This is a genomic window from Pseudomonas sp. SHLD1, from assembly GCF_028640935.1.
GTDB lineage: Bacteria > Pseudomonadota > Gammaproteobacteria > Pseudomonadales > Pseudomonadaceae > Chryseomonas > Chryseomonas aestiva.
In genome coordinates this window covers 110,835-135,976 of sequence record NZ_JAQZAD010000014.1, presented here as the reverse complement: position 1 = coordinate 135,976, position 25,142 = coordinate 110,835, and the positions used below count along the sequence as shown (strand labels likewise).

20 protein-coding genes and 1 riboswitch are annotated in these 25,142 nt (G+C 67.2%); of the genes, 12 read left to right on the top strand and 8 right to left on the bottom strand.

Annotation, left to right across the window (positions count from 1 at the left end):
* Positions 1-69: 69 nt before the first annotated feature.
* From PVZ77_RS11220 to PVZ77_RS11195, 6 genes are all read left to right on the top strand, one after another.
* Positions 70-1,692, top strand: coding sequence for an MFS transporter (locus PVZ77_RS11220; RefSeq protein ID WP_273806501.1), 1,623 nt, complete (start codon positions 70-72; stop codon positions 1,690-1,692).
* A gap of 100 nt (positions 1,693-1,792) precedes the next feature.
* Positions 1,793-2,888, top strand: a protein-coding gene (gene prfB / locus PVZ77_RS11215; RefSeq protein WP_273806500.1) for a peptide chain release factor 2 whose coding sequence is annotated in 2 segments (ribosomal slippage) — positions 1,793-1,864 and positions 1,866-2,888 — 1,095 coding nt in all. Because the reading frame shifts where the segments join, the coding sequence is not laid out codon by codon here.
* A 96-nt stretch (positions 2,889-2,984) separates the two neighbouring features.
* Positions 2,985-4,487: a lysine--tRNA ligase gene (gene lysS, locus PVZ77_RS11210; protein WP_273806499.1), complete on the top strand. Its 1,503-nt coding sequence runs from the start codon at positions 2,985-2,987 to the stop codon at positions 4,485-4,487.
* A gap of 117 nt (positions 4,488-4,604) precedes the next feature.
* Positions 4,605-5,612 (top strand): transporter, encoded by a 1,008-nt coding sequence (locus PVZ77_RS11205; RefSeq protein ID WP_158891300.1) that lies wholly within the window; start codon positions 4,605-4,607, stop codon positions 5,610-5,612.
* A gap of 64 nt (positions 5,613-5,676) precedes the next feature.
* Positions 5,677-6,621 (top strand): curved DNA-binding protein, encoded by a 945-nt coding sequence (gene cbpA / locus PVZ77_RS11200; RefSeq protein WP_273806498.1) that lies wholly within the window; start codon positions 5,677-5,679, stop codon positions 6,619-6,621.
* Positions 6,621-6,929, top strand: coding sequence for a chaperone modulator CbpM (locus PVZ77_RS11195; protein ID WP_017640778.1), 309 nt, complete (start codon positions 6,621-6,623; stop codon positions 6,927-6,929). The genes cbpA and PVZ77_RS11195 overlap by 1 nt, the downstream gene beginning before the upstream one ends.
* A 303-nt stretch (positions 6,930-7,232) precedes the next feature.
* On the opposite strand, the gene PVZ77_RS11190 is transcribed toward PVZ77_RS11195, so the two are convergent.
* A complete protein-coding gene (locus PVZ77_RS11190; RefSeq protein ID WP_273806497.1) occupies positions 7,233-9,590 on the bottom strand; it encodes an FdhF/YdeP family oxidoreductase in 2,358 nt (785 codons plus the stop codon).
* A gap of 202 nt (positions 9,591-9,792) precedes the next feature.
* On the opposite strand from PVZ77_RS11190, the gene PVZ77_RS11185 reads away from it, so the two are divergent.
* Positions 9,793-10,536: a TIGR00266 family protein gene (locus PVZ77_RS11185; protein WP_273806496.1), complete on the top strand. Its 744-nt coding sequence runs from the start codon at positions 9,793-9,795 to the stop codon at positions 10,534-10,536.
* Between the two features lie 13 nt (positions 10,537-10,549).
* On the opposite strand, the gene PVZ77_RS11180 is transcribed toward PVZ77_RS11185, so the two are convergent.
* The 4 genes from PVZ77_RS11180 to PVZ77_RS11165 form a co-directional block, all read right to left on the bottom strand.
* On the bottom strand, positions 10,550-11,446 hold the full coding sequence (locus tag PVZ77_RS11180) for a metal ABC transporter ATPase (protein WP_273806495.1): 897 nt from the start codon (positions 11,444-11,446) through the stop codon (positions 10,550-10,552).
* A gap of 98 nt (positions 11,447-11,544) precedes the next feature.
* The gene (locus PVZ77_RS11175; RefSeq protein ID WP_273806494.1) at positions 11,545-12,360 is read right to left on the bottom strand and encodes an aldo/keto reductase; all 816 of its coding nucleotides are present in this window, start codon (positions 12,358-12,360) and stop codon (positions 11,545-11,547) included.
* Positions 12,357-13,532: an FAD-dependent oxidoreductase gene (locus PVZ77_RS11170; RefSeq protein WP_273806493.1), complete on the bottom strand. Its 1,176-nt coding sequence runs from the start codon at positions 13,530-13,532 to the stop codon at positions 12,357-12,359. The genes PVZ77_RS11175 and PVZ77_RS11170 overlap by 4 nt, the downstream gene beginning before the upstream one ends.
* Positions 13,533-13,593: 61 nt before the next feature.
* Positions 13,594-13,926: a DMT family transporter gene (locus tag PVZ77_RS11165; protein ID WP_273806492.1), complete on the bottom strand. Its 333-nt coding sequence runs from the start codon at positions 13,924-13,926 to the stop codon at positions 13,594-13,596.
* A gap of 84 nt (positions 13,927-14,010) precedes the next feature.
* Here PVZ77_RS11165 and PVZ77_RS11160 point away from each other — a divergent pair, with 84 nt between their 5' ends.
* Together PVZ77_RS11160 and PVZ77_RS11155 are read left to right on the top strand one after the other, a co-directional pair.
* A complete protein-coding gene (locus PVZ77_RS11160; RefSeq protein WP_273806491.1) occupies positions 14,011-14,895 on the top strand; it encodes a LysR family transcriptional regulator in 885 nt (294 codons plus the stop codon).
* A 230-nt stretch (positions 14,896-15,125) separates the two neighbouring features.
* Positions 15,126-16,412, top strand: coding sequence for an MFS transporter (locus PVZ77_RS11155; protein ID WP_273806490.1), 1,287 nt, complete (start codon positions 15,126-15,128; stop codon positions 16,410-16,412).
* Here PVZ77_RS11155 and PVZ77_RS11150 read toward each other — a convergent pair.
* Together PVZ77_RS11150 and PVZ77_RS11145 are read right to left on the bottom strand one after the other, a co-directional pair.
* The gene (locus PVZ77_RS11150; RefSeq protein ID WP_273806489.1) at positions 16,409-17,773 is read right to left on the bottom strand and encodes an MFS transporter; all 1,365 of its coding nucleotides are present in this window, start codon (positions 17,771-17,773) and stop codon (positions 16,409-16,411) included. The two genes, PVZ77_RS11155 and PVZ77_RS11150, sit on opposite strands and share 4 nt — an antisense overlap.
* A gap of 166 nt (positions 17,774-17,939) precedes the next feature.
* Positions 17,940-18,887, bottom strand: a complete 948-nt coding sequence (locus tag PVZ77_RS11145; RefSeq protein ID WP_273806488.1) for a LysR family transcriptional regulator — start codon at positions 18,885-18,887, stop codon at positions 17,940-17,942.
* 108 nt (positions 18,888-18,995) lie between these two features.
* Between PVZ77_RS11145 and PVZ77_RS11140 the strand changes: the two genes are divergently transcribed.
* From PVZ77_RS11140 to waaA, 3 genes are read left to right on the top strand one after another with little or no spacing between them, the layout of a single operon-like run.
* A complete protein-coding gene (locus PVZ77_RS11140; RefSeq protein ID WP_273806487.1) occupies positions 18,996-20,177 on the top strand; it encodes a fumarylacetoacetate hydrolase family protein in 1,182 nt (393 codons plus the stop codon).
* A gap of 32 nt (positions 20,178-20,209) precedes the next feature.
* Positions 20,210-21,994 carry an IlvD/Edd family dehydratase gene (locus PVZ77_RS11135; protein WP_273806486.1) on the top strand — a complete coding sequence of 595 codons (1,785 nt, stop codon included), beginning with the start codon at positions 20,210-20,212 and terminating at the stop codon, positions 21,992-21,994.
* Between the two features lie 48 nt (positions 21,995-22,042).
* Positions 22,043-23,314, top strand: coding sequence for a lipid IV(A) 3-deoxy-D-manno-octulosonic acid transferase (waaA, locus tag PVZ77_RS11130; RefSeq protein ID WP_273806485.1), 1,272 nt, complete (start codon positions 22,043-22,045; stop codon positions 23,312-23,314).
* Between the two features lie 46 nt (positions 23,315-23,360).
* Here the strand turns inward: waaA and PVZ77_RS11125 are convergent, their stop codons facing one another.
* Positions 23,361-24,893, bottom strand: coding sequence for a TolC family outer membrane protein (locus PVZ77_RS11125; RefSeq protein WP_273806484.1), 1,533 nt, complete (start codon positions 24,891-24,893; stop codon positions 23,361-23,363).
* 109 nt (positions 24,894-25,002) lie between these two features.
* Positions 25,003-25,129: riboswitch (TPP riboswitch) on the top strand.
* Positions 25,130-25,142: the final 13 nt, after the last annotated feature.

The following is a 25,142-nucleotide window of genomic DNA, read 5'->3' as shown; positions in this document are numbered from 1 at the left end:
GTTTCCACCGTAGTAGCTGTCGCCCATAACAACAATCAGCCCGGCGATCCCGGGTCAGGAGAACGTGCGATGTCCGACTATGCCCAACCCCGGGTCCAACCCAGCGCGGCCAGCAGTCGCCGCGAAGAGCGCAAGGTGATCTTCGCCTCGTCCCTGGGGACCGTCTTCGAGTGGTATGACTTCTTTCTCTATGGCGCCCTGGCGGCGGTGATCAGCAAGCAGTTCTTCGCCGGCGTCAACGACACCACCGCCTTCATCTTCGCCCTGCTGGCCTTTGCCGCCGGCTTCGTGGTGCGGCCCTTCGGCGCCCTGCTGTTCGGGCGCCTGGGCGATCTGGTCGGCCGCAAGTACACCTTTCTCGCCACCATCATCCTCATGGGCATCGCCACCTTCGGCGTCGGCCTGCTGCCCACCTACGCCAGCATCGGCGTGGCCGCGCCCATCATCCTGGTGGTGCTGCGCCTGCTGCAGGGCCTGGCACTGGGCGGAGAATACGGCGGTGCCGCCACCTATATCGCCGAGCACGCGCCGCCCGGCAAGCGCGGCGCCCACACCAGCTGGCTGCAATCCACCGCGACCCTGGGGCTGTTGCTGTCGCTGGTGGTGATCCTGGTCTGCCGCTACCTGACCGGCGACCAGTTCGAGGTCTGGGGCTGGCGCCTGCCGTTCCTGCTGTCGATCTTCCTGCTGGCCATCTCCACCTGGATCCGCATGTCCATGCACGAATCGCCGGCCTTCCTGCGCATGAAGGCCGAAGGCAAGCAGAGCAAGGCGCCGATCCGCGATTCCTTCACCAACTGGAGCAATCTCAAGGTGGTGCTGATCGCGCTGTTCAGCATCAACGGCGGCCAGGCGGTGACCTTCTACCTGGCGCAGTTCTATGTGATGTTCTTTCTCACCCAGACCCTCAAGCTCGACCCGGTGCTGGCCAACAACCTGCTGATCATCAGCGTGATCCTCGGCGCACCCTTCTTCGTCATCGCCGGCTGGCTGTCGGACAGGGTCGGGCGCAAGCCGATCCTGATGCTGGGGCTGCTGCTGGCCACGGTGCTCTACTTTCCGCTGTTCAAGGCCCTGACCCACTACGCCAATCCGCAGATCTACCAGGCCAGCCAGCAGGCGCCCATCGTGGTGACCGCCGATCCAGCCACCTGCACCTTCCAGTTCGACCCGGTGGGCAAGGCGCGCTTCGACAGTCCCTGCGACCGGGTCAAGACGCTGCTGGCCAAGAGCGGGCTGCCCTACCGCAGCGTGGCGGCGGCGCCGGGGGACGCGGTGCAGGTCAACGTCGGCGACAAGGTCATCGTCGGCTTCGACGAGCCGGCCCTGCGCGCGGCGGTACAGGCTGCCGGCTATCCGGCCAAGGCCGATGCGGCCCAGGTCAACAAGCCCATGGTGGTGGCGGTGATCTTCGCCCTGATCCTGATCGCGACCCTCTGCTACGGTCCCCTGGCGGCGCTGATGGTGGAGCTGTTCCCGACGCGCATCCGCTACACCTCCATGTCGCTGCCGTACCACATCGGCAACGGCTGGTTCGGCGGCTTCCTGCCGACGGTGTCCTTTGCCCTGGTGGTCTATACCGGCGACATCTTCTACGGCCTCTGGTACCCGGTGCTGGTGACCGGCGTCAGCCTGGTGGTGGGGCTGCTGTGCCTGCCGGAAACCCGCCACCGCGATCTCGACGCCGATTGAGGCCGGTGCGGGCGGCGCACCCCGCCGGCCGCTGAGTTTCACCGCCGATTGGGTTATACTCGCGAGCTTTTCCACAGCTTTTCTCGCGAGTGTTTCCCCCATGGAAATCAACCCGATCGTCACCAGCATCAAGGACCTCTCCAGCCGCACCGAGACCATTCGGGGGTATCTTTGACTACGATCTGAAGAAGGATCGTCTGGTCGAAGTCGAGCGCGAGCTCGAAGACCCCGCTGTCTGGAACAAGCCCGAGTACGCCCAGAATCTTGGCCGCGAGCGCGCCCTGCTGGCCCAGGTGGTCGGTACCCTGGACGAGCTGAACGGCGGCCTGGCCGATGCCACCGACCTGCTGGAAATGGCCGCCGAAGAGCAAGACCAGGGCGCGGTCGATGACGTGGCGGCCGAGGTGGAGCGCCTGCGCGGCATCCTCGAGAAGCTGGAATTCCGCCGCATGTTCAGCGGCGAGATGGACCCCAACAACTGCTACCTGGACATCCAGGCCGGCTCCGGCGGCACCGAGGCCCAGGACTGGGCCAACATGCTCCTGCGCATGTACCTGCGCTGGGCCGACCAGCATGGCTTCAGCGCCGAGATCGTCGAGTTGTCGGAAGGCGAGGTCGCCGGCATCAAGGGCGCCACCGTGCACATCAAGGGCGAATACGCCTTCGGCTGGCTGCGCACCGAGATCGGCGTGCACCGCCTGGTGCGCAAGAGTCCCTTCGACTCGGGCAACCGCCGCCACACCTCCTTCACCGCGGTGTTCGTCTCGCCCGAGATCGATGACAACATCGACATCGAGATCAACCCCTCGGATCTGCGCGTCGACACCTACCGCTCCTCGGGCGCCGGCGGTCAGCACGTGAACACCACCGACTCCGCGGTGCGGATCACCCATGTGCCCACCAACACCGTGGTGGCCTGCCAGAACGAACGCTCCCAGCACGCCAACAGGGACACCGCCATGAAGATGCTGCGGGCCAAGTTGTACGAGCTGGAGATGCAGAAGCGCAACGCCGCGTCCCAGGCCCTGGAAGACTCCAAGTCCGATATCGGCTGGGGCCACCAGATCCGCTCCTATGTGCTCGACGCCTCGCGGATCAAGGATCTGCGCACCGGCGTGGAACGCAGCGACTGCGACAAGGTGCTCGACGGCGATCTGGACGAATACCTCGAAGCCAGCCTCAAGCAGGGCGTTTAATCCATCATTTCCTGTAGGAGCGGCTCATAGCCGCGATAAAGCTCTATCGCGGCCATGGGCCGCTCCTACGGTCAGCACCCCAGGTAAACAGCAGACATGAGCGAACAACCCCTAGATCCCCAAGCCCAGGAACAGGAAGACAACAAGCTGATCGCCCAGCGCAAGGAAAAGCTTTCCGCGCTGCGCGACCAGCAGGCCATTCCCTTCCCCAACGACTTCCGTCGCGACAGCCTGGCCGGTGACCTGCAAAAGCAGTACGCCGACAAGACCAAGGAAGAGCTGGAAGCCGCAGGCATCAAGGTCAAGGTGGCCGGGCGCATCATGCTCAACCGCGGCGCCTTCATGGTGCTGCAGGACACCAGCGGACGCATCCAGGTCTATGTCGACCGCAAGACCCTGCCGGCGGAAACCCTGGAAGCGGTCAAGAGCTGGGACCTGGGCGACATCATCGCCACCGAAGGCACCCTGGCCCGCTCCGGCAAGGGCGATCTCTACGTCAACATGAGCGACGTGCGCCTGCTGACCAAGTCGCTGCGCCCGCTGCCCGACAAGCACCACGGCCTGACCGACACCGAGCTGCGCTATCGCCAGCGCTATGTCGACCTGATCGTCAACGAGGAGGTGCGCCAGACCTTCCGCGTGCGCTCCCAGGTCATCGCCCACATCCGCCGCTTCCTCATGGAGCGGGGCTTCCTCGAAGTGGAAACCCCCATGCTGCAGACCATTCCGGGCGGCGCGGCGGCCAAGCCCTTCGAGACCCACCACAACGCCCTGGACCTGGCCATGTTCCTGCGCATCGCGCCGGAGCTGTACCTCAAGCGCCTGGTGGTCGGTGGCTTCGAGAAGGTCTTCGAGATCAACCGCAACTTCCGTAACGAAGGCGTCTCGACCCGGCACAACCCCGAGTTCACCATGCTCGAGTTCTACCAGGCCTACGCGGACTACCACGACAACATGGACCTCACCGAGGAGCTGTTCCGCGAGCTGGCCATGGCCGTGCTCGGCAGCACCGACGTACCCTATGGCGACAAGGTCTTCCATTTCGGCGAGCCCTTCGTGCGCCTGTCGGTGTACGACTCCATCCTCAAGTACAACCCGGACATCACCGCGGCAGACCTGCAGGACGTCGAGAAGGCCCGTGCCATCGCTAAGCGGGCCGGCGCCAAGGTGCTGGGTCACGAAGGCCTGGGCAAGCTGCAGGTGATGATTTTCGAAGAGCTAGTGGAGAGCAAGCTGGAGCAACCGCACTTCATCACCGAGTACCCCTTCGAGGTCTCGCCGCTGGCGCGTCGCAACGACGACAACCCCAGCGTCACCGACCGCTTCGAGCTGTTCATCGGCGGTCGCGAGATCGCCAATGCCTACTCCGAGCTCAACGACGCCGAAGACCAGGCCGAACGCTTCATGCTGCAGGTCCAGGAAAAGGACGCCGGTGACGACGAGGCCATGCACTACGACGCCGACTTCATCAACGCGCTGGAATACGGCATGCCGCCCACCGCCGGCGAAGGCATCGGCATCGACCGCCTGGTGATGCTGCTGACCAATTCGCCGTCGATCCGCGACGTCATCCTCTTCCCGCACATGCGTCCGCAATAAGCGCCGCGCCTCCATTCCGGGGGCGCCGCTGGCACCTGCTGACTCGGGGCTCTGTCATCAAAGGTTCATCCGGACCTGCTAACAGAGCCCTGATGTCGCGTTCCTCCGCAGGTAGCCATGACCAATACGTTGATTCCCCTGCATCCGGCCGCCGAACGGCTGGGGCTGCTCTACGCCTACCATTTCACCTCGGGCCAGCCGGGCCGCGCCCTGACCATGGCGCCGGAAGATCCCTGGGAGGCGGAAGAGGGTGGCTTTCGCTGGCTGCACTTCAACCTGGCCCACGCCGCGGCCGAGCGCTGGATGCGCGAGCACCTGGGGCTGCCGGAGGAATTCTTCGAATCCCTGCACGCCGGTTCCCACTCGACCCGGCTGGAGCCGGCCGACGACACCCTGCTCGGGGTGGTGAACGATGTGACCCTGGCCTACGGCCAGGTCTCGGTGGACGTCGCTACCCTCTGGGCCTGCGCCCGCCCGGGCCTGCTGGTGACCGCCCGCGCCCAGCCGCTGCGCTCGGTGGATCGCCTGCGTCATGCGGTACGGCGCGGCGAGGGCTTCGGCTCCACCCTGGAGCTGCTGGTGCACCTCCTGCGCGACCAGGCCGATGTGCTCACTGGCATCATCCGCGACACCACGGTCAAGGTGGATGCCATTGAGGATCGCCTGCTGTCCCAGCGCCTGTCCGCCAGTCGCGCCGAACTCGGCGGCCTGAGACGTGCCCTGGTGCGGCTACAACGGCTGCTGGCCCTGGAGCCGGGTTCCCTGCTGCGGCTGCTCAACCGGCCACCGGCCTGGCTGCGGCGCGACGACATCCAGACCCTGCGCGAGGCCACCGAGGAATTCGACCGGGTGCTGGACGACCTCGCCGCCCTAGTGGAGCGGCTCAAGCTGCTGCAGGAAGAGATCGCCGCCGCCTCCGCCGAGCAGACCAACCGCACCCTGTTCACCCTGACCCTGGTCACGGTGCTGGCCCTGCCGATCAACATCATCGCCGGCTTCTTCGGCATGAACGTCGGCGGCATCCCGCTCTCCGACTCGCCCCACGGTTTCTGGATCCTGGTGGCGCTGGTGGCGACCTTCACCGTGCTGGCCGGCAGCCTGGCCTTTCGCAAGCGCGGCGACTGACCGGCGTCATGCAACCGTTGCAGGCGCCGCGCGGTCTCTAGGGGAACCCCCACTGGAGACCGCGATGGACTTCAAGGACTACTACGAGGTGCTCGGCGTCGCCCCCGACGTCGACGACAAGACCCTCAAGACCACCTATCGCAAGCTGGCGCGCAAGTACCACCCCGATGTGAGCAAGGAGGCCGATGCCGAGGCTCGCTTCAAGGAGGTGGCCGAGGCCTATGACGTCCTGCGCGATCCACACAAGCGCGCTGAATACGATCAGGTCCGCCGCTATCAGCAGCAGGGCGAGCGCTTCCAGGTGCCGCCGGACTGGCAGCCGGGCTCCGGTGCCGACTACAGCGATCCCCATGCCGGTTTCGGCGAGGACTATTCCGATTTCTTCGAGTCCCTGTTCGGCGCTGCCGGGCGTTCCCAGCACGGCGGTTTCGCTCGCCGGGGGCGCGACATCGAGCTGGAATTGCCGCTGTTTCTCGAAGAGAGCCAGGCCGGCAGCACCAAGCCGCTGAGTTTCAGCCTGCCGCAACGGGATGAACTGGGCCGCGGCGTGGGCGAGACCACCAAGACGCTCAACGTCAAGATTCCCGCCGGCAGCGCCGACGGCGAACGCATCCGCCTGAAAGGTCAGGGCGAGTCGGGGCTCGGCGGTGCCGAGGCGGGAGACCTCTATCTGGTCATCCGCCTGGTGCCCCATCCGCTGTTCGACGTGGACGGCCAGGATCTGGTGGTCAGCGTACCGCTCGCCCCCTGGGAAGCTGCGTTGGGCGCCAGGGTGCAGGTGCCGACGCTGGATGGGCAGATCATGCTCAGTATCCCGCCCGGCAGCCAGAACGGTGCGCGGCTGCGGGTGCGGGGCAAGGGCCTGGCCAGCAAGACCGGGCAGGGCGATCTGCATGCCCTACTCAAGGTGGTGATGCCACCCAAGGGCGATGAGCAAACCCAGGCGCTGTGGCGCCAACTGGCCGAGCGGGCGGCCTTCGATCCCCGCCAAGACTGGAGGAAAGTCTGATGAGCAGTCTGATCGTCCTGCAGGAATTCTGCGTGCTCTGCGAGGTGAGTGAGCCCGTGGTGGTGGAGATCGTCGAGCACGGCATCCTGGCGCCCCAGCGCGGCAAGCGCCCGGCCGAGTGGCATTTCGACACCGGTGCCCTGCACCGCGCCCGTCGCGCCGTGCGCCTGCGCCACGAACTGGACCTGGATTGGTCCGCAACCGCCCTGGCCCTGCATCTGCTGGATGAGGTAGAAGAGCTGCGCCGCGAGAACCAGCGCCTGCGTAGACGGCTGGAGCGTTTCGCCGGAGAGCTGCGAGACGTCTGACCGGCCTGCGCAGGTTGGGTTGAGACGGTTCCATCGTCGAAGCCCAAAGGGTGGGGGCCGCGTCTGGTTGTTGGGCTTCGCTGTGCTCAACCCAACCTACGGAATTCCCGTCTGCATCGAAGCGCCCCCTCTCCCTCTGGGAGAGGGTTGAGGTGAGGGAACCGGATAGAGGTTTCCAACGTATGGTTTCTATCTAATCACGGCCATGCCGGGACACCGTAGCGACCGCTCCTACAGGAGCATAGACCTATGTAGGAGCGGCCCATGGCCGCGATGTCCTTGTCGCACTAACGCCTCATGAAACTATCCTGCCGCGATCAACCCGCGTCGCTGCATCGCCTGTTCCTGACTGAGCCGCTCAATTCGTACTGGTAGGGACTTGGACGCCGGGGTATGACTGCGAGTGTCATGGTTGGCCAGGGGCGCCAGGCTGTTGGTTTCGGGGTAGTAGGCCGCGCAGCAACCGGCCGGCACGTCGTAGGCGATGACCTTGAACGGGCCGGCGCGGCGCGAGATACCGTCCAAGGCAGCGCCGATGAAGTCGATGAAGTCACCCTCCTGCACCTCATGGCGTCGCATGTCCTCGGGGCTGAGCATGGCCACCATGCGTTCGTCGATGTCGCGGTAGCGGTCGCGATTGGAGTAGATGGTGGTGTTGAACTGGTCGTGACTGCGGATCGTCATCAGCTGCAGGTGCTCGGCATCCGGCGGGCTGTCGTCCTCGTCCAGCACGTCGCCGGGAAAGAGGAAGTTGGCCTTGCCGTTGGGTGTATCCCACTGTCGCTCACGGGCACCATTGGGCAGGCGGAAACCTCCGGGCTGTTCGATGCGGGCGTTGTAGTCGGCGAACTGTTCGGGCAGCACTGCCTCGATCTTGTCGCGAATAAGCGCGTAGTCGCCGACCAGGGCGTCCCAGTCGATATGGGGATGGCGTTCGCCCAGGGTCGCCTTGGCGATGCCGGCGACGATGGCGATCTCCGACAGCAGCTCCGGCGAGGCTGGCTCCAGGCTGCCGGTGGAGCCATGCACCATGGACATGGAGTCCTCCACGGTAATGGTTTGCACTCCGCTGGCCTGCACATCGCGTTCGGTGCGGCCCAGGCAGGGCAACAGGAAGGTGCTTCGGCCGTGCAAGGTATGGCTCCAGTTGAGCTTGGTGGCGATCTGTACCGTCAGGCGCAGGTTGGCGACATGGGGTGCTACCCGCTCGATGTCGGGAATGGCGCGGAAGAAGTTGCCGCCCAGGCCGATGAAGGCCTGGGGCTCGTCGCGCAGCAGGGCCTCGCAGCATTCCACCACGTCATGGCCGCCCTCGCGCGGCGCGCGGAAGGCGAAGGCCTGGTCGAGGCGGGCCAGGAAGGGCTCCTTGGGTTTCTGGTAGATGCCCACGGTGCGGTCGCCCTGGACGTTGGAGTGACCCCGGATCGGGCACGGTCCGGCGCCAGGCTTGCCGACGTTGCCACGCAGCAGCAACAGATTGATGATCTGCTGCAGGACATCGCCACCGCGGCGGTGCTGGGTCACGCCCATGCCCCAGCAGGCGATCACCCGGTCGGCCTTCATGTAGACCTCGGCCGCTTCCCTCATGGCCGTCTGGGTCAGGCCGGAATAGCGCTCCAGACGCTCCCAGCTCAGACCTCGGCAGTGTTCCGCGAAGGCTTCCAGGCCGACGCAATGCTGTTCGATGAACGCCACGTCGAGGATGCGCGGGGCGCCGCTGCGGCGCGCCTCGTCGTCAGCCTCGATGACGACCTTGCACAGCCCCTGCATGGCTGCCATATCGCCGCCGATGCGTACCTGGTGGTACTGGGAGCTGATGGCTACGCCCCCGCCCGGCAGTGCCATGTCGCGCACGGCCTGAGGTGAGGCGAAGCGCACCAGGGCCTTTTCCCGCAATGGATTGAAGGTGAGGATGGGGACGCCGCGGTGCACGGCATCGTGCAGCTCGCTCATCATCCGCGGGCTGTTGGTACCGGGATTCTGGCCGATGATGAAGATGGCGTCGGCCTGGGCGAAATCCTCCAAGTCCAGGGTGCCCTTGCCGACGCCGATGCTCTCTGGCATGGCGGTAGTGGTGGTCTCGTGGCACATGTTGGAACAGTCGGGAAAGTTGTTCATGCCGTAGAGCCGGCCGAACAGCTGGTAGAGAAAGGCGGCTTCGTTGGAGGAACGGCCTGACGTGTAAAGCTCCAGCTTCCAGGGATCATCCAGGGCACGCAACTCGGTACCGATCTCCGCGAAGGCGTCCGCCCAGCTGACCGGGCGATAGGTGTCGCTGGCGGCGTCGTAGCGCATGGGGTGGGTGAGACGGCCCTGGTCTTCCAGGTCATGGTCGGTCCAGGTGCGCAGTTCGGTCAGGGTATGGGCCGCGAAGAATTCCGGAGTGGTACGTTTGCGGGTGGCCTCCCAGGCCACTGCCTTGGCTCCGTTCTCGCAATATTCGAAGGTATGCGGGGTCTTCGGATCGGGCCAGGCGCAGCTCGGGCAGTCGAAGCCACCCGGCTTGTTCATGGTCAGCAATGCCTTGTTGCCGCGCATCAACACCTTCTGGCGGCTCAGGTGCTGGGTCACGGCATTGAGCGCACCCCAGCCCCCGGCGCTGCCGTGCTCCTGGGTGCCGTGCAGGGGTTGAGCGGGGGAGTGGGCGGATTGCTTGGTCATGTTCACCTCTGGAACTGAGCCGGACAGGAAGCCGGCGGGTACCTAGAGGGGAACCCTGGAAGCGGGCTGGCGTTCCACCGTCTGGCTGCCTGGCCGACGAGTGCGAGTGGACAGCGAAGCGCCGTTCAGTGACCTGAAGAGGCGCGCCAAGGCGGCTGGCGGCTGTTAGGCTGGGCGCTTGCGTAGCCACACGGGAGCCCTCATGGCCAGCCATATCCTCGACCATCGCATCCTCGGCGAATCCCTGCAGGCAGTGGAGATAGGTCTCGATCCTGGCGAGACGGTGATCGCCGAGGCCGGTGCCATGACCTACATGGAGGCAGACATCGATTTCACCGCGCGTATGGGCGATGGCTCTGCCGGGCTGCTCGGTAAGCTCTGGGGCGCCGGCAAGCGGATGCTTGGTGGGGAGTCGCTGTTCATGACCCATTTCACCAATGAGGGCCGGGAGAAGCGCCACGTCGCCTTTGCCGCACCCTATCCAGGCCAGGTGATCCCGCTGGATCTGGCGGCCCTGGGCGGCACCCTGTTCTGCCAGCGTGATTCCTTTCTCTGCGCCGCCAGGGGTACCCGCATCGGCGTGGCCTTCACCCGCCGTCTGGGCGCCGGCTTCTTCGGTGGCGAGGGCTTCATTCTGCAGCGGCTGGAGGGGGATGGCATGGCCTTCGTGCATGCCGGGGGCACGGTGATCCGCAAGGAGCTAAGGGGCGAAACGCTGCGCCTGGATACCGGCTGCCTGGTAGGTTTCACCAGTGGCATCGACTACAACATCAAGCTGGCTGGGGGGCTGCGCAGCATGCTGTTCGGCGGTGATGGTCTGGTGCTGGCGACCCTGAGCGGCCACGGCACCGTGTGGATCCAGACGCTGCCCTTTTCGCGGCTAGCCGGCCGGGTCCAGGCCGCGGCTGGCGGCGTCACTGGTGAACGCCGCGCGGGTGGCGACTGATCCCTCGCCTACCCTAGGCCCGCTGCAGGGCGCTCTGGGGCGCCATGCGCTCCAGCCAGTCACGCCAGCGCACGCGGCTGTCGTGGACCAGCCAGCCGTCCTGGCGGGCAAAGCTTTCCGACAGCCAGAGGCCGCGGGTCGACACTGGTAGGCGCTGGCCGGCGGACAGGGTATAGAGCTCACCGGTGGGCTTGCCGTCGTCCAGGGCGACCAGATAGAGATCCGGGCGCTGGCGGGCGAGACGCGCGAGCAACTGGCCGTTCTCGATCTTCTCGTCGACGTGGAACAGACTCGGCGCCTTGCACTCCTTGGGCAGCTCCAGCAGCAGGTCATAGACCAGCTGGAGCGAGGCGGTGGGGGTGTGCACATAGGCGCGTGGGCGCTCCAGCAGCGCCAGGCTGCCGCAGCGCACCGGCCGCGCCGCGCCCGAGCGCGGGGTCAGACGAAAGGCCACGTCTTCGCGATAGTGCAGGGCCGGGGCATAGGGCGTCGGCAGCCAGGTGTCGGCGAAGCGTCCGGCCAGCCAGCCGCGCGGCGTCTCGATCAGGCACTCCTCGGCCACCTCCTGCACGGCGGTGAGCAGCGGCAGGGCCAGTTCGTGGGTCGGGATGTATCCGGAGATCAGCTTGAGCACCACGTCGCCCCGGTCGGGCCGGCGCTGGCGCACCAGCAGCCAATGATCCTGGCCTTGCCAGTTCAGCGTCAGGCGGACCGAGACGCCCAGGTTGGCGAGCCTGGCGCTGAAGTGCTGGGCATCGTCGATCTCGATGGGCTTGCGCCGCTCCAGCATCTCGCTGAAATTCAGCGGTTGGCCGAGGGCCTGGTAGGTGAGGCCGTCATGATTGGCCTCGACCGAAAGGGGCAGGGTCTTGAACGCCTTGGGATTGTGGCGGGCGATGAGCTGGGGCATGGCCGACTCCTGTTGTAGTGTGCCGCGGACGCACCGTCCCGGGCGACCGGGCAGGGCGTCCAGCGGACGAAGGCAAGGGTTCAGCGAAACGCTCTGGATCAGGGCCGAGCGGTGATCACTTCGGCCAGGGTACGGACATTATGTGACAGGTGCAGGGGATCGATAGTGCCGACTATCGCACCGCTTACCCCCGGCTCGCCGAACACCCGGGCGAAGCTGGCCCGGACCGGATCCTGGCCGGCGCCCAGCACCGCATGACCGCTGGCCAGCGCCTTCTTGATCAGGATGCCCTTGCCCTGGGCGGCGGCGGCCTGGATCACCGGGATCTCGGCGTCTTCGTTGAGGTTGAAGGTGACCATGGCGCAATCACCGCGCTCCAGGGCCTTGAGGCCGCCGGCGACGGTCTTGCCGGAAAAGCCGAAGGCGCGGATCAGGCCTTCGCGCTTGAGCTCGGCCAGGGTCTCGTAGCAGCCGCTGTCCTGGAGGATGGCCAGGTCGTTGCCATCGGAATGCACCAGCACCAGGTCCAGCCAGTCGGTCTCCAGCCGGCGCAGGCTGCGCTCCACCGAGCGGCGGGTATGGGCCGGGCTGAAGTCGAAGCTGGACAAGCCATCGGTGAATTCCTCGCCGACCTTGCTGGCGATCACCCAGTGCTGGCGCTGGCCACGCAGCAGCGGCCCCAGGCGCTCTTCGCTGCGGCCATAGGCCGGCGCGGTATCCAGCAGGTTGATGCCCAGCTCGCGGGCCAGGCTGAGCAGATCGGCGGCGCTGCGATCGTCGGGGATGGTGAAGCCGTTGGGGTACTTCACGCCCTGGTCGCGCCCGAACTTGACCGTGCCCAGGCCCAGTGGGGAAATCTGGAGGCCGGTACTGCCCAGCGGACGCTGCAGGCCGTGCAGAGTGCGCAGGCTCATGGCAGCAGCTCCTCCCAGAAGGGCGCGGCCACCGGCGGTTGCGGATGGACGGGCAGGGCGGGGTGCTGTCCCGGTGCGATGCCATCGCGGTCGAGATTGGCCAGGACCCGGTCGGCCAGGTCCGGCGACAGGGCCAGCTTGGTCGGCCAGCCCACCAGCAGGCGGCCTTCCTCGGCGAGAAAGGCATTGTCCGGGCGCACCAGTCCGGATTGCGCCGGCTCGGCGCGATCCACGCGCAGGGTCGCCCAGCGGGCGCCGTCGAAGTCGATCCAGGGCAGCAGGCGCTGCAATTCCTCGCGCGCCGCGGCGATCTGCGCCTGGGGTTCCCGCGCCACGCCCTCGGCTTCGGCCAGGTCGCCACCCAGGTACCACAGCCACTGGCCATCGGCGGTGGGGTGGCTGGTGATGGTCAGTCGCGGCTTGGGTCCGCCACCCAGGCAGTGGGCATAGAGGGGTTTGAGCATGGGGCCCTTGACCACCACCATGTGCAGCGGGCGGCGCTGCATGGCCGGCTGTTCGAGGTGGAGCGCCTGGAGCAGATCGGCCATGCCGGCGCCGGCGGTGAGCACGATGCGGCAGGCGCGGATGGCCTGGCCGTCCACCTCCAGGCCGGTCAGTTCGCCGTCCTCGCGCAGGGGCTGGAGGTCATGCCCGGCCAGCAGGCTGTCGCCGGCCAGCTCGGCCAGGCGCGCGACCAGGCTGGGCACGTCCAGCACCAGCTCGGCCAGGCGATAGACCTTGCCCTTGAAGGCGCGGTCGCGCAGGGCCGGGGGCAGTTCATCGCCCTTGACCGCATCCACCCGGCCGCGCACCGCCTTGCTGGCGAAGAAGCTGGTGAGGTTGCCGGCCAGGCTGCCCGGCGACCAGAGGTAGTGGGCTTCGGAGAGCAGGCGTACGCCGGAGAGATCCAGCTCGCCGCTGCCGGCCAGGCTTTCGCGCCAGCGCCGCGGCATGTCGGCGATGGCCTCGGAGGCACCAGTGAGCATCCCGGTCAGGGCATATTTGGTGCCACCATGGATGATGCCCTGAGACTTGCCGCTCTGGCCGCCGCCCAGGGCGCCGGTTTCCACCAGCACGGTGGCGTAGCCGGCGCGCCTGAGACGGGCGTTGAGCCAGAGGCCGGCGACGCCGCCGCCGACGATGAGGATATCGGTGGACCAGGGTTGGGACATGAACGGCCTGCTGGGTAATCGGCAAAGGAGTGATTTTACACGCTCCTCGCCGCCGCTGGTCTCAATGCCCGGTGCTGCCGGAAAACAGCTGGATCACCACCACGCCGGCGACGATCAGCCCCATGCCGAGCAGGGCCGGCAGGTCCAGCTTCTGGTCGTAGAGCACCGCCGCGGCGATGCTGACCAGCACGATGCCCAGCCCGGCCCAGATGGCGTAGGCGACGCCCACCGGGATGCTGCGCACCACCAGGGTCAGCATCCAGAAGGCCAGGCCGTAGCCAGTGATGACCAGAAACAGGGGCAGTGGCTTGCTGAAGCCACTGATGGCCTTCATGGATGTGGTGGCGACGACTTCGGCGGCGATGGCGATGGCCAGGTAGATGTATCCGCTCATGATGATTCCTCCTGTCGAATACCCCCATTGTGCCTTTCCGGCCGATAGGTAAAAGTTGATACCTATCCGTTTAGGAGATGGGTCATGCAGTGGAATCTGGAGCAACTGGAGATCTTCGTCGGCATCGCCGAGGGCGCGAGTTTCTCGGCCATGGCGCGCCGTCTGGGGCGGGCGCAATCGGCGGTGAGCGCCGCCATCGCCCTGCTGGAGATCGATCTGGGCGTCGTGCTGTTCACGCGCAGCAACGGCCGCACGCCGGTCATCACCGCGGCCGGTCTGGCCCTGCTGGAGGAGGCGCGTGAGGTCTTGCGCCAGTGCCAGCGCCTGGACAGCCGGGCCCAGGCGCTCTGTGCCGGACAGGAACCGCTGTTGCGCCTGGCCCTGGACGAGGCCATGCCCTACCAGCCGGTGCTCGATGCCCTGGACGCCCTGGCCGCGGCCTTCCCGCACCTGGAAGTCCAGCTCACCAGCGGCGCGCAGGGCGATGTGGCGCGCAAGCTGCTGACCGACCAGGCCGACCTCGGCCTGCTGTTTCGCCATGAGCACATGCCCGAGGCCCTGGAGCGCCAGGCCCTGGGCGATGTGGCCCAGGTCACCGCCTGCGGCGCCCAGCATCCCCTGGCCAGCCAGCGTGGGGTAGGGCGGCGGGAGCTGGCCCGCCACCGTCAGCTGCTGATCGCGCCGCTGGAGAATCCCTATCCCGGCGGCGAGCAGATCGCGCCCCAGGTCTGGCGCGCCGACAGCTTCTATCTGCTCGCCGAACTGCTGATGCGCGGCCTCGGCTGGGGTTGGCTGCCGCGGCATGTGGCGCGCTATCCCACCTACCAGGGATTGCTGGCCGAGCTGGAATGCGACTGGGTACCGCCGGCCCTGGTGGTGGAGCTGGCCTGGCGCCGCAACGCCGCGCCGGGGCCGGCCGCGCGCTGGCTGGCGCAGCGGCTGGCCGAAGAGTTGCGGGCGATTGGTTGAGATTGATTTGTTAGGCTTCGCTGCGCTCAGCGCCAACCTACGCCGAGCGCTCGTAGATTAGCGCTGAGCGCAGCGAAGCCCAGCAAGCCGAACCGTCAGCACTGCCCACTGCCCACTGCCCATGCCAACGAAAGTGCCTTTCTGGCCAGATCCGTGGGGCAGCTTGACCAGCGCCAGGTCGCCAGGACTGCAATACTCGACTCACCCCTTCCCAGTCCGTGACGATCGCCATGACCCCATCTCCCGCCCTCGGCCAGCGCTACGTCTTCGTCGTCCTGGCGCTGATCTTTCTCGCCCTGCTGGTCTCGGCCGGGGTGAGGTCCACCCCAGGCGTGCTGCTGCTGCCGTTGCAGGAGACCTTTGGCTGGAGTCGCGAGACGGTCTCGCTTTCCGCCGCCATCGGCATCTTTCTCTATGGCCTGGTCGGACCCTTCGCCGCCGCCCTGATGCAGACCCTGGGCATCCGTCGCACCCTGCTCGGCGGCCTGACCCTGATCAGCCTGGCCACCGCCCTGAGCACCCTGATGCGCGAGCCCTGGCAGCTGGTCGCCACCTGGGGCGTGCTCAGCGGCCTGGGCACCGGGTGCGTGGCTATGGTGCTGGGCGCCGCCATCGTCAATCGCTGGTTCATCGCCCGCCGCGGGCTGATGATGGGCCTGCTGGCCGCCAGCACCGCAACCGGCAACCTGGTGTTTCTGCCGCTGCTGGCTCATCTCGCCAGTCAGGAAGGCTGGCAGACCGTGGTGCTGACCGTGGCCGTGGCCAGCGCCGCCCTGATCCCGCTGGTGGCCTGGCTGCTGCCGGAGCGGCCGGCGGACGTCGGCTTGCGGCCCCATGGCGCCCCGGCGGACTATCAGGCGCCGGTCGCCAGCGCACCGGGCAATCTGTTTCGCGTCACCCTCGGCACCCTGGCCATGGCCAGTCGGCGGCGCGATTTCTGGCTGCTGTTCCTGACCTTCTTCGTCTGCGGCTTCACCACCAATGGCCTGATCGGCACCCACTTCATCGCCATGGGCCACGACCACGGGCTGTCCCAGGTGCAGGCCGCCGGCATCCTCGCGCTGATGGGCATCTTCGACCTGGTGGGCACCACCGCCTCCGGCTGGCTGACCGACAGATACGATCCGCGCCGGCTGCTGTTCGTCTACTACAGCCTGCGCGGCCTCTCGCTGATCTACCTGCCGTTCTCCGGCTTCGCCCCCGAGCAGCTGCTGCTGTTCGGCATCTTCTACGGGCTGGACTGGATCGCCACGGTGCCGCCCACGGTCAAGCTGACCAACCAGAGCTTTGGTGAACGGAGCGCGCCGGTGGTGTTTGGCTGGGTGTTCTGCGGCCACATGCTGGGCGCCGCCTGCGCGGCCTTTCTCGCCGGTGCCCTGCGCGAGCACTTCGGCTCCTACCAGGAGGCCCTGGTGCTGGCTGGGCTGACCGGTCTGCTGGCGGCGCTGATGGCCCTGTGGATCGGGCGACCGAGCGCCGCGGGAGCCGGGCGCTCGGTCGTGCCCGAGGTGGGCTAGGCGGTCTTGAGGTCCAGCGGCACGGCGGTCGGCGTGCGCTGCAGCATCGAGGCCGGGATCGCCAGAATCAGCAGGCCGCTGACGAACAGGCTGGCGCCGAGCACATAGGTGCCGTTGTTGATGTCGCCGGTCAGGGTTTCCATGGTCGCGGTGATCATGGAGCCGGTGAAGCCGGAGAGGTTGCCGATGGCGTTGATCATGCCGATGCCCGCCGCCGCGGCGACGCCGGAAAGCAGGGTGCCGGGCAGCGACCAGAAGATCGGCATCAGCGCCAGCAGGCCCGAGGCGGCCACGGTGAGGAAGAAGATTGACAGCACGATGTTGTGGATGAACCAGGCGCTCAGCACCAGGCCCAGGGCGCCGACGAAGGCCGGCACCGCCGCATGCATCCGCTGCTCGCCGGTGCGTGCCGAGTGGCGGGCGTTGAGCAGCATGACCACCAGGGCGACGCTGTAGGGGATGGCGGTGAGCAGGCCGATCTGCAGGCTGCCGCTGACCCCGGCGTTCTTGATGATCGAGGGCATCCAGAAGGCCAGGCCATAGAAGCCGGTGTTGAAGGTCAGCAGGATGAACACCAGCAGCCAGACCCGCGGATTGAAGAACACCTCGCTGAGGCGCGACGCCTTGCCGGCGTTCTGCTGCTCCAGGTTGCGCTTGAGCAGGGCCTTTTCCCGGGCGTCCAGCCAGGGCGCCTGGTCGATGTTGTCGCTCAGGCAGCAGAACACCACCACCGCCATGATGAGCGAGGGCACCCCTTCCACCAGCAGCATCCACTGCCAGCCGGCCAGGCCATGCCAGTTGTGCAGGCTGCTCATCAGCCAGCCGGAGAGCACGCCACCAAAGCTCAGGCTGAAGGGCAGGGCGATGAGGAAGCCCGACATCACCCGACTCTGCCGGCGGGTCGGGAACCAGTAGTTGAGATAGAGGATTACCCCGGGAAAGAAGCCCGCCTCGCAGACGCCCAGCAGGAAGCGCAGCACATAGAAGAGGGTGCTCGACTGCAGGCCGAAGAGTTGCGCCAGCGGCTGGGTGAAGGCCACCGCCATGGAGATGATCGCCCAGGTCAGCATGATGCGGGCGATCCAGAAACGCGCGCCGTAGCGATGCAGCAGCAGGTTGCTGGGGACCTCGAAGAGAAAGTAGCCCCAGAAGAACATGCTGGCGCCAAGGGCATAGACGGTGTTGCTGAAGCCGAGGTCGCCCAGCATGTCCAGCTTGGCGAAGCCGACGTTGACCCGGTCCAGGTAGGCGGCGATGTAGCACAGCAGCAGGATCGGCAGGATGCGCAGCACCACCTTGCGATAGGTGCGTTCTTCGAAGGCGTCGCCAGCGGCGCCCTGGGGAGCGGTGGTCTCGAACATGGGAATGACCTTCGGGGCCTTGGGGCCCGTTGTTGTTATTGAAGAGGTCGAAGGCGGCCGGGGATGCAGGATGGCCGTCTGAATCGCCAGGCCACTCTAGGAGCGAGAGCGATTCTTTCCCAATGGCATTTGCAGATCATTCGATAACGGCGCGTTATCGAAGCCTCTAGGCCGAGGCCTTCTCGCGACCGGCATGGCTTAGCAGGATGGCGGCGAATTCCCGGGCCGCCTCGCCGAGGGGTTCGCCCTTGCGGGTGAGGATGCCGTAGTCCTGCGCCGGCAGGTGCAAGGGCAACTCCAGGGCACTGAGCGCGCCGCTGGCGAGATAGGGCTCGACCATGGCCTCCGGCAGCATGCCGATCATGGGGCCGGCGCGCAGCACCTGGAGAAAGGTCTGCATGGAGATGGTATCGATGGTGTTGCTCGGCACCGGCAGGCCGGCGGCGGCGAAGGCCCGCTCCATGCGCCCGCGGATGGGCGTGCCCCTGGGATAGAGGATCCAGGGCCAGGCCAGCACCTGATCGAGGCCTACGCGGCCGCTACCCACCAGCGGGTGATCGGCGTTGACCACGAAGCGGAAGGGCTCCGGCGCCAGGGGCTGGAAGTCGAAGCGCTGAGCCTGGGCTTCGTCGGTGAAGCGCGCCACCGCCAGGTGCAGCAGCTTGTCGTCGAGCATCTCCATCAGGTGATCGCTGGTCTGTTCCACCACCTCGATGGCCAGCAGCGGCCAGCGCTGTTTGATCGCGACGATGGCCTGCGGCAGGGCCACCGCCGTGGCGGCGAAGATGCCGCCGACCTTGAGCTGGCCGTGGCCGCCGCGTCTCAGGCTGTCGATCTGCTCGGCGAAATCGCGGGCATCGTTGAGCGCCACCCGGGCGTAGCGCAGCACGTGCTCGCCCAGCGCCGTGGGCGGCATGCTGCGCGGCTGGCGCTCGAAAAGGGCGAAGCCCAGCAGGTGCTCGATCTCCTTGAGCATCTTGCTGATGGCCGGCTGGCTGAGGTTCATCTGCTGCGCCGCCAGGTGCATGTTGCGGGTGCGCCCCAGGGTGTCGATCAGCAGCAGGTGGCGAAACTTGAGCCAGTGGCAGATCTGGCTGAACGACGGCTCGGACACGCATGCCTCCCAGGCGATAAGCGCAGGTTATCGAATGATGAAATAAGCCCATTTGAGTTTATCAGTCCGGCTGCCTAGCGTGGACCCATCAGCCCTGGAGTCCTGCCCATGTCCCTTCGTCTCTCGCCTGCCAATACCCTTCCCGTCGATGGCCTGGCCGGCACCCTGGTGGGCCGCGCCTGGGTGCCCGGTCCGCTGGCCGGTCCCTCGCCCGTGGTGCTGCGCGAAGACGGCGTCTTCGACGTCTCCCAGAGCTTCGCCACCCTGAGCGCCCTGTTCGAGGAGGAAGCGCCGCTGCAGGCCCTGCGCGACACACCCGGGCGCTACCTCGGCAGCGTGGAGGAACTACTGGCCAACAGCGGCGAGCAGGCCGATCCGGATCGCCTGCACCTGCTGCCGCCGGCCGATCTGCAGGTGATCAAGGCCGCCGGGGTGACCTTTGCCGCCAGCATGCTGGAACGGGTGATCGAAGAGCAGGCCGGCGGCGATGCCGGGCGCGCCGTGGCCATCCGCGAGCAGGTGCAGGCGGTGATCGGCGCGGACCTGCAGGGCCTGGAGCCGGGCAGTCCGCGTGCCCAGGCGCTCAAGGCACTGCTGATCGAGAAGGGCATGTGGTCGCAGTACCTGGAGGTGGGCATCGGGCCGGACGCCGAGATCTTCACCAAGGCGCCGGTGCTGGCCGCGGTCGGCAGTGGCAGCGCCATCGGCATCCACCCGGTGTCCCAGTGGAACAATCCCGAGCCCGAGGTGGTGCTGGTGGCCGACAGCCGTGGCCGCCTGCATGGCGCCACCCTGGGCAATGACGTCAACCTGCGCGACATCGAGGGCCGCAGCGCCCTGCTGCTGAGCAAGGCCAAGGACAACAACGCCTCCTGCGCCCTGGGGCCCTTCATCCGCCTGTTCGACGAGACCTTCGATCTCGACCGGGTCCGCCAGTGCGTGGTGACCCTGGAGGTCCAGGGCGAGGACGGCTTTCACCTCAAGGGCAGCAGCTCCATGGCGCAGATCAGTCGTGATCCCACCGATCTCGCCGCCCAGACCCTCAATGCCAACCACCAGTATCCCGACGGCTTCGTGCTGTTTCTCGGCACCCTGTTCGCCCCGACCCAGGACCGTGACGCCCCGGGCGGCGGCTTCACCCACAAGGTGGGTGACCGGGTGAGCATCGCCAGCCCGCTGCTGGGTACCCTGCACAATAGGGTGACCACCAGCGACCAGGCCCCGGCCTGGCGCTTCGGCCTCGGTGCCCTGATGCACAACCTGGCCGCCCGCGGCCTGCTGGGCCGCTAAGCGCTCTTTCCTAATAACAACCAGAGACCATCATGACTTCCGCCAAACGCCCGCTGCGCAGCCAGCAATGGTTCGATGATCCTGCCCACGCCGACATGACCGCGCTCTATGTCGAGCGCTACATGAACTACGGCCTGACCCGTGACGAACTGCAGTCCGGCCGCCCCATCATCGGCATTGCCCAGACCGGCAGCGATCTCACCCCCTGCAATCGCCATCACCTGGAGCTGGCCCAGCGGGTCAAGGCCGGCATCCGCGACGCCGGTGGCATCCCCATGGAATTCCCGGTGCACCCCATCGCCGAACAGAGTCGCCGCCCCACCGCGGCCCTGGATCGCAACCTGGCCTACCTCGGCCTGGTGGAGATCCTGCACGGCTTCCCGCTGGACGGCGTGGTGCTCACCACGGGCTGCGACAAGACCACCCCGGCCTGCCTGATGGCCGCGGCCACCACCGACCTACCAGCCATCGTGCTGTCCGGTGGCCCCATGCTGGACGGGCATTTCAAGGGCGAGCTTATCGGTTCGGGTACCGTGCTCTGGCACGCGCGCAACCTGCTGGCGACCGGCGAGATCGACTACGAGGGCTTCATGGCCCTGACCACCGCCGCCTCGCCCTCGGTGGGCCACTGCAACACCATGGGCACGGCCCTGTCGATGAATGCCCTGGCCGAGACCCTGGGCATGTCGCTGCCCGGTTGCGCCAGTATCCCCGCGCCCTACCGCGAGCGCGGCCAGATGGCCTATGCCACCGGCAAGCGCATCTGCCAGCTGGTGCTGGACGACGTCCGCCCCTCGCAGATCATGACCCGCGAGGCCTTCGAGAACGCCATCGTGGTGGCCTCGGCCCTGGGCGCCTCCAGCAACTGCCCGCCGCACCTGATCGCCATTGCCCGCCACATGGGCGTGGAACTGTCGCTGGACGACTGGCAGCGGCTGGGCGAGGACATCCCGCTGCTGGCCAACTGCATGCCCGCCGGCAAGTACCTGGGCGAGGGCTTCCACCGAGCTGGCGGGGTGCCGGCGGTGCTCCACGAACTGCTCAAGGCGGGGCGCCTGCACGGCGATTGCCTGACGGTATCCGGGCGCACCATCGGTGCCATCGCCGAAGGCGCGGCCAGCACCGATCCCGCCGTGATCCAGCCCTATGAGGCGCCGCTCAAGCACCGCGCCGGCTTCATCGTGCTCAGCGGCAATTTCTTCGATAGCGCCATCATGAAGATGTCGGTGGTGGGCGAGGCCTTTCGCCAGACCTACCTGGCCGAGCCCGGGGCGGAAAACAGCTTCGAGGCGCGGGCCATCGTCTTCGAGGGGCCGGAGGACTACCACGCGCGCATCGACGACCCTGCGCTGGACATCGACGAGCGCTGCATCCTGGTGATCCGCGGTGCCGGTCCGGTGGGCTATCCGGGCAGCGCCGAGGTGGTCAACATGGCCCCGCCGGCGGCGCTGATCAAGAAGGGCATCGACTCCCTGCCGTGCCTGGGCGACGGGCGCCAGAGCGGCACCTCGGCCAGCCCCTCGATCCTCAACATGTCGCCTGAGGCGGCGGTGGGTGGCGGCCTGGCGCTGCTCAAGACCAACGACCGGTTGCGCGTGGACCTCAATGCCCGCAGCGTCGACGTGCTGCTCGACGATGCCGAGCTGGAACGCCGCCGCGCCGAATGGACGCCCAACCTGCCGCCGGCCCAGACCCCCTGGCAGGAACTCTACCGGCAACTGGTGGGCCAGCTCTCCACCGGCGGCTGCCTGGAGCCGGCCACCCTGCACCTCAAGGTGATCGCCCGCGAAGGCGGGGTGCCGCGGCATTCGCATTAGATCGAACAGACTCGCACTGGCGGCCGGGCTTCATTAAGCTCTGCCGCCATGAACCGTACCCTCTATAGCCTGATCTTCACCCTGGCCTTGCCCTTCATCCTGCTGCGCCTGCTCTGGCGCGGACGCAAGGCGCCCGCCTATCGGCAACGCATCGGCGAGCGCCTGGCACTGGGGTTGCCAGAGGTGCCACCCGGCGGCATCTGGGTGCATGCGGTGTCGGTGGGGGAGAGCATCGCCGCCGCGCCGGTGATCCGTGCGCTGCGCCAGCGCCATCCCGAATTGCCGATCACCGTGACCTGCATGACGCCGACCGGCTCGGAGCGCATTCGCGCCCTGTTCGGTAGCGAGGTCCATCACTGCTATCTGCCCTACGACCTGCCGAGGCTAGCCGGGCGCTTCCTCGACCGGCTGCGGCCAAGCCTGGGGGTGGTGATGGAAACCGAACTCTGGCCCAACCTCATCCACCAGGCGGCGCGCCGTGACCTTCCCATCGCCCTGGCCAACGGCCGGCTGTCCGAGCGTTCCGCCCGGGGCTACGGAAAACTGGGCGGAGTGACCGCGCCGATGCTGGCGGAGCTGGCCTGGCTGGCGGTGCAGACGCCGGTGGAAGCCGAGCGCTTCCGGGCCCTCGGTGCCCGTGCCGAGCGGGTCACGGTCACCGGTTCCATCAAGTTCGACCTGCGCATCGATCCCGAGCTGCCGACCCGTGCGGCTGCGCTACGCCAGGGCTGGGGCAGTCGCCCGGTGTGGATCGCCGCCAGTACCCACGCCGGCGAAGACGAGATCCTGCTCCAGGCCCAGCGTCAACTGCTGGCCACACGCCCCGATGCCCTGCTGATCCTGGTGCCGCGTCATCCCGAACGCTTTCCCGAGGTGCTGGGCGAGGTGCGCGGTAAAGGCTTCAGCGTGATCCAGCGCTCGACGGGGGAGGCGGTGCAGCCGCAGACCCAGGTGCTGCTGGGCGACACCATGGGCGAGCTGCTGTTTCTCTACGCCCTGGCCGACGTCGCCTTCGTCGGCGGCAGCCTGATCGAACGTGGCGGGCACAATCCGCTGGAGCCGGCCGCTCTCGGCGTGCCGGTGCTCAGCGGACCGCATGTATTCAACTTCCTCGACATCGTCGCCCAGCTGCGCGACGCCGGCGCTTTGGAAACAGTCGCGGAAGCCCCGGCCATTGCCGCGGCCGTGAGCCGACTCTGGGCCGAACCGGCGGAAACCGAGCGGCGCCGGCAGGCGGGCCTGGCGGTACTGGCCGCCAATCAGGGCGCGCTGGAGCGGCTGCTCTCCGGGCTCGACGGACTGCTTAGAGCCTGCTCATGATCTGCTGCGCGTCGGCCAAACTGCGTTGAAAGTGCCTTCGGAATGCTCATTTACCGCACGTAAACTCCGCTTCCTCAGGCACTTTCGCCTTGTTTGTCTCTAGCTCGCGAGATCCTGAGCAGGCTCTCAAGCCCTGAGCGGAACGCGCCGGCAGGACGTCGGCGCGGGTCTTGGCCAGGTCCGGCGGCAGGAAGTCGCGATCCGGGTCGTAGTGGGGATCGAGATAGCCCGACAGCGCCAGAAGGTCATTGGGCGCCAGGGTGCCGGCCGCCTGCTTGAGCCTCAGAGTGTCCAGGATGTAGTTGTAGCGGGCGTCGTTGTACTGGCGCACGGCGTTGTACAGCAGCCGCTGGGCGTCGAGCACGTCGACGATGGTGCGGCTGCCCACCTGGTAGGCGATCTCGGTGGCTCTCAGGGCGCGCTGGCTGGAGGCGATGGACAGCCGCCGAGCGCGCACCTGCTCGATGTCGGTGTTGATTGCCCGATGGGCATTGCGGGTGTTCTGCACCACCTGGCGACGCAGGCTTTCCTGCTGCTGCTCACTGCGGTCCAGCTGCTGGTAGGCCTGGCGCGCCTGGGAGCTGGTGGCGCCGCCGCTGTACAGCGGCACCTCCACCTGGATACCGATGCTGCGGCTGTTGACCGGGCTGCCGAACAGGGACAGCTGCTCGGCGTTGGGCAGATTCACCGCGTCGTTGTCGCTGTGGCTGTAGCGCGCCACCGCATCCACCGTCGGCAGGTGCCCGGCGCGGCGCTGGCGCAGGGTTTCCTGGGCCGCATTGACGCCCTGGCCGGCAACCAGCAGCTGCAGATTCTGGCGCATGGCGGTGTCCACCCACTGGCGGGCATCGTTGGGTTGTGGCGGCAGGATCGGCAGGTCGTGGCGGATGCCGGCGATGCTGCCGTAGTCGCGATCGGTCAGCCGGGTCAGGGCCTGGAAGGCGTCGGCCACCTGCTGCTCGCTCTGGGAGCGGTTGGCCTGGGCATTGTCGAAGCTGGCCTGGGCCTGGAGCACGTCGGTGTCGTCGGTCAGGCCGACCTTGTAGCGCTCGCGGGACTGGTCCAGCTGACGGTACAGCGCCTTTTCCTCGGCGCGAGCGGTGGCCAGGGCGTCCTGGGCGCGCAGGGCGCTGAAATAGCCCTCGGCGGTCTGCAGGATGAGTTGCTGCTGGGCGGCGGAAAACTGCAGCTCGGCCTGCTCGGTGGCGGCCTGGGCCGCCTTGAGCTGGAACCAGCGATCGGCGCGGAACAGCGGCTGGCTGAGGGTCGCCTGGATCAGCTGGCTGCTGCGGTCGCTGCTGTAGCGGCCACCCTGGACGCCCAGCGCCGGATTGTCCTTGAGCTGCAGGCTGGTATGGGTGTCGTTGAATTGGGCACCGAGCCCGATCTGCGGCAGCAGGCCGGCGCGCGCCTGGGGCACCGCCTCGCGCTGGGCGCCAAGTCCGGCACGTTCGGCGGCGAGGTCGGCGTTGTTGTCCAGCGCTTCGCGGTAGACGTCGAGCAGGCCATTGCCGGCGACCTGGGCCTGGGCCAGGCCGGCCGTGCTGCAGAGCGCCGCGAGCAGCAGGAATCTTCGCATTCTTGGAGCCTTCCTTGAGGGACCGCGCCAGTGTAGTGGCTTCGTCCGAATCCGCCATAGGAGAGGAAATAGCGGTCGAAGTTTCTGCCGCTCTGGGTTTACACTGGCCGCGTTCTTGTCGGGGTGCGCTACGAGGCGCTGAGATCGGGTAGTCCCGGATCCCGTTGAACCTGATCAGGCTAGGCGCGCCGCATGGCGGTGCGTCAACCTGCGTAGGGAACAAGAGGGCGTCCGCTGTCTCCATCCGTG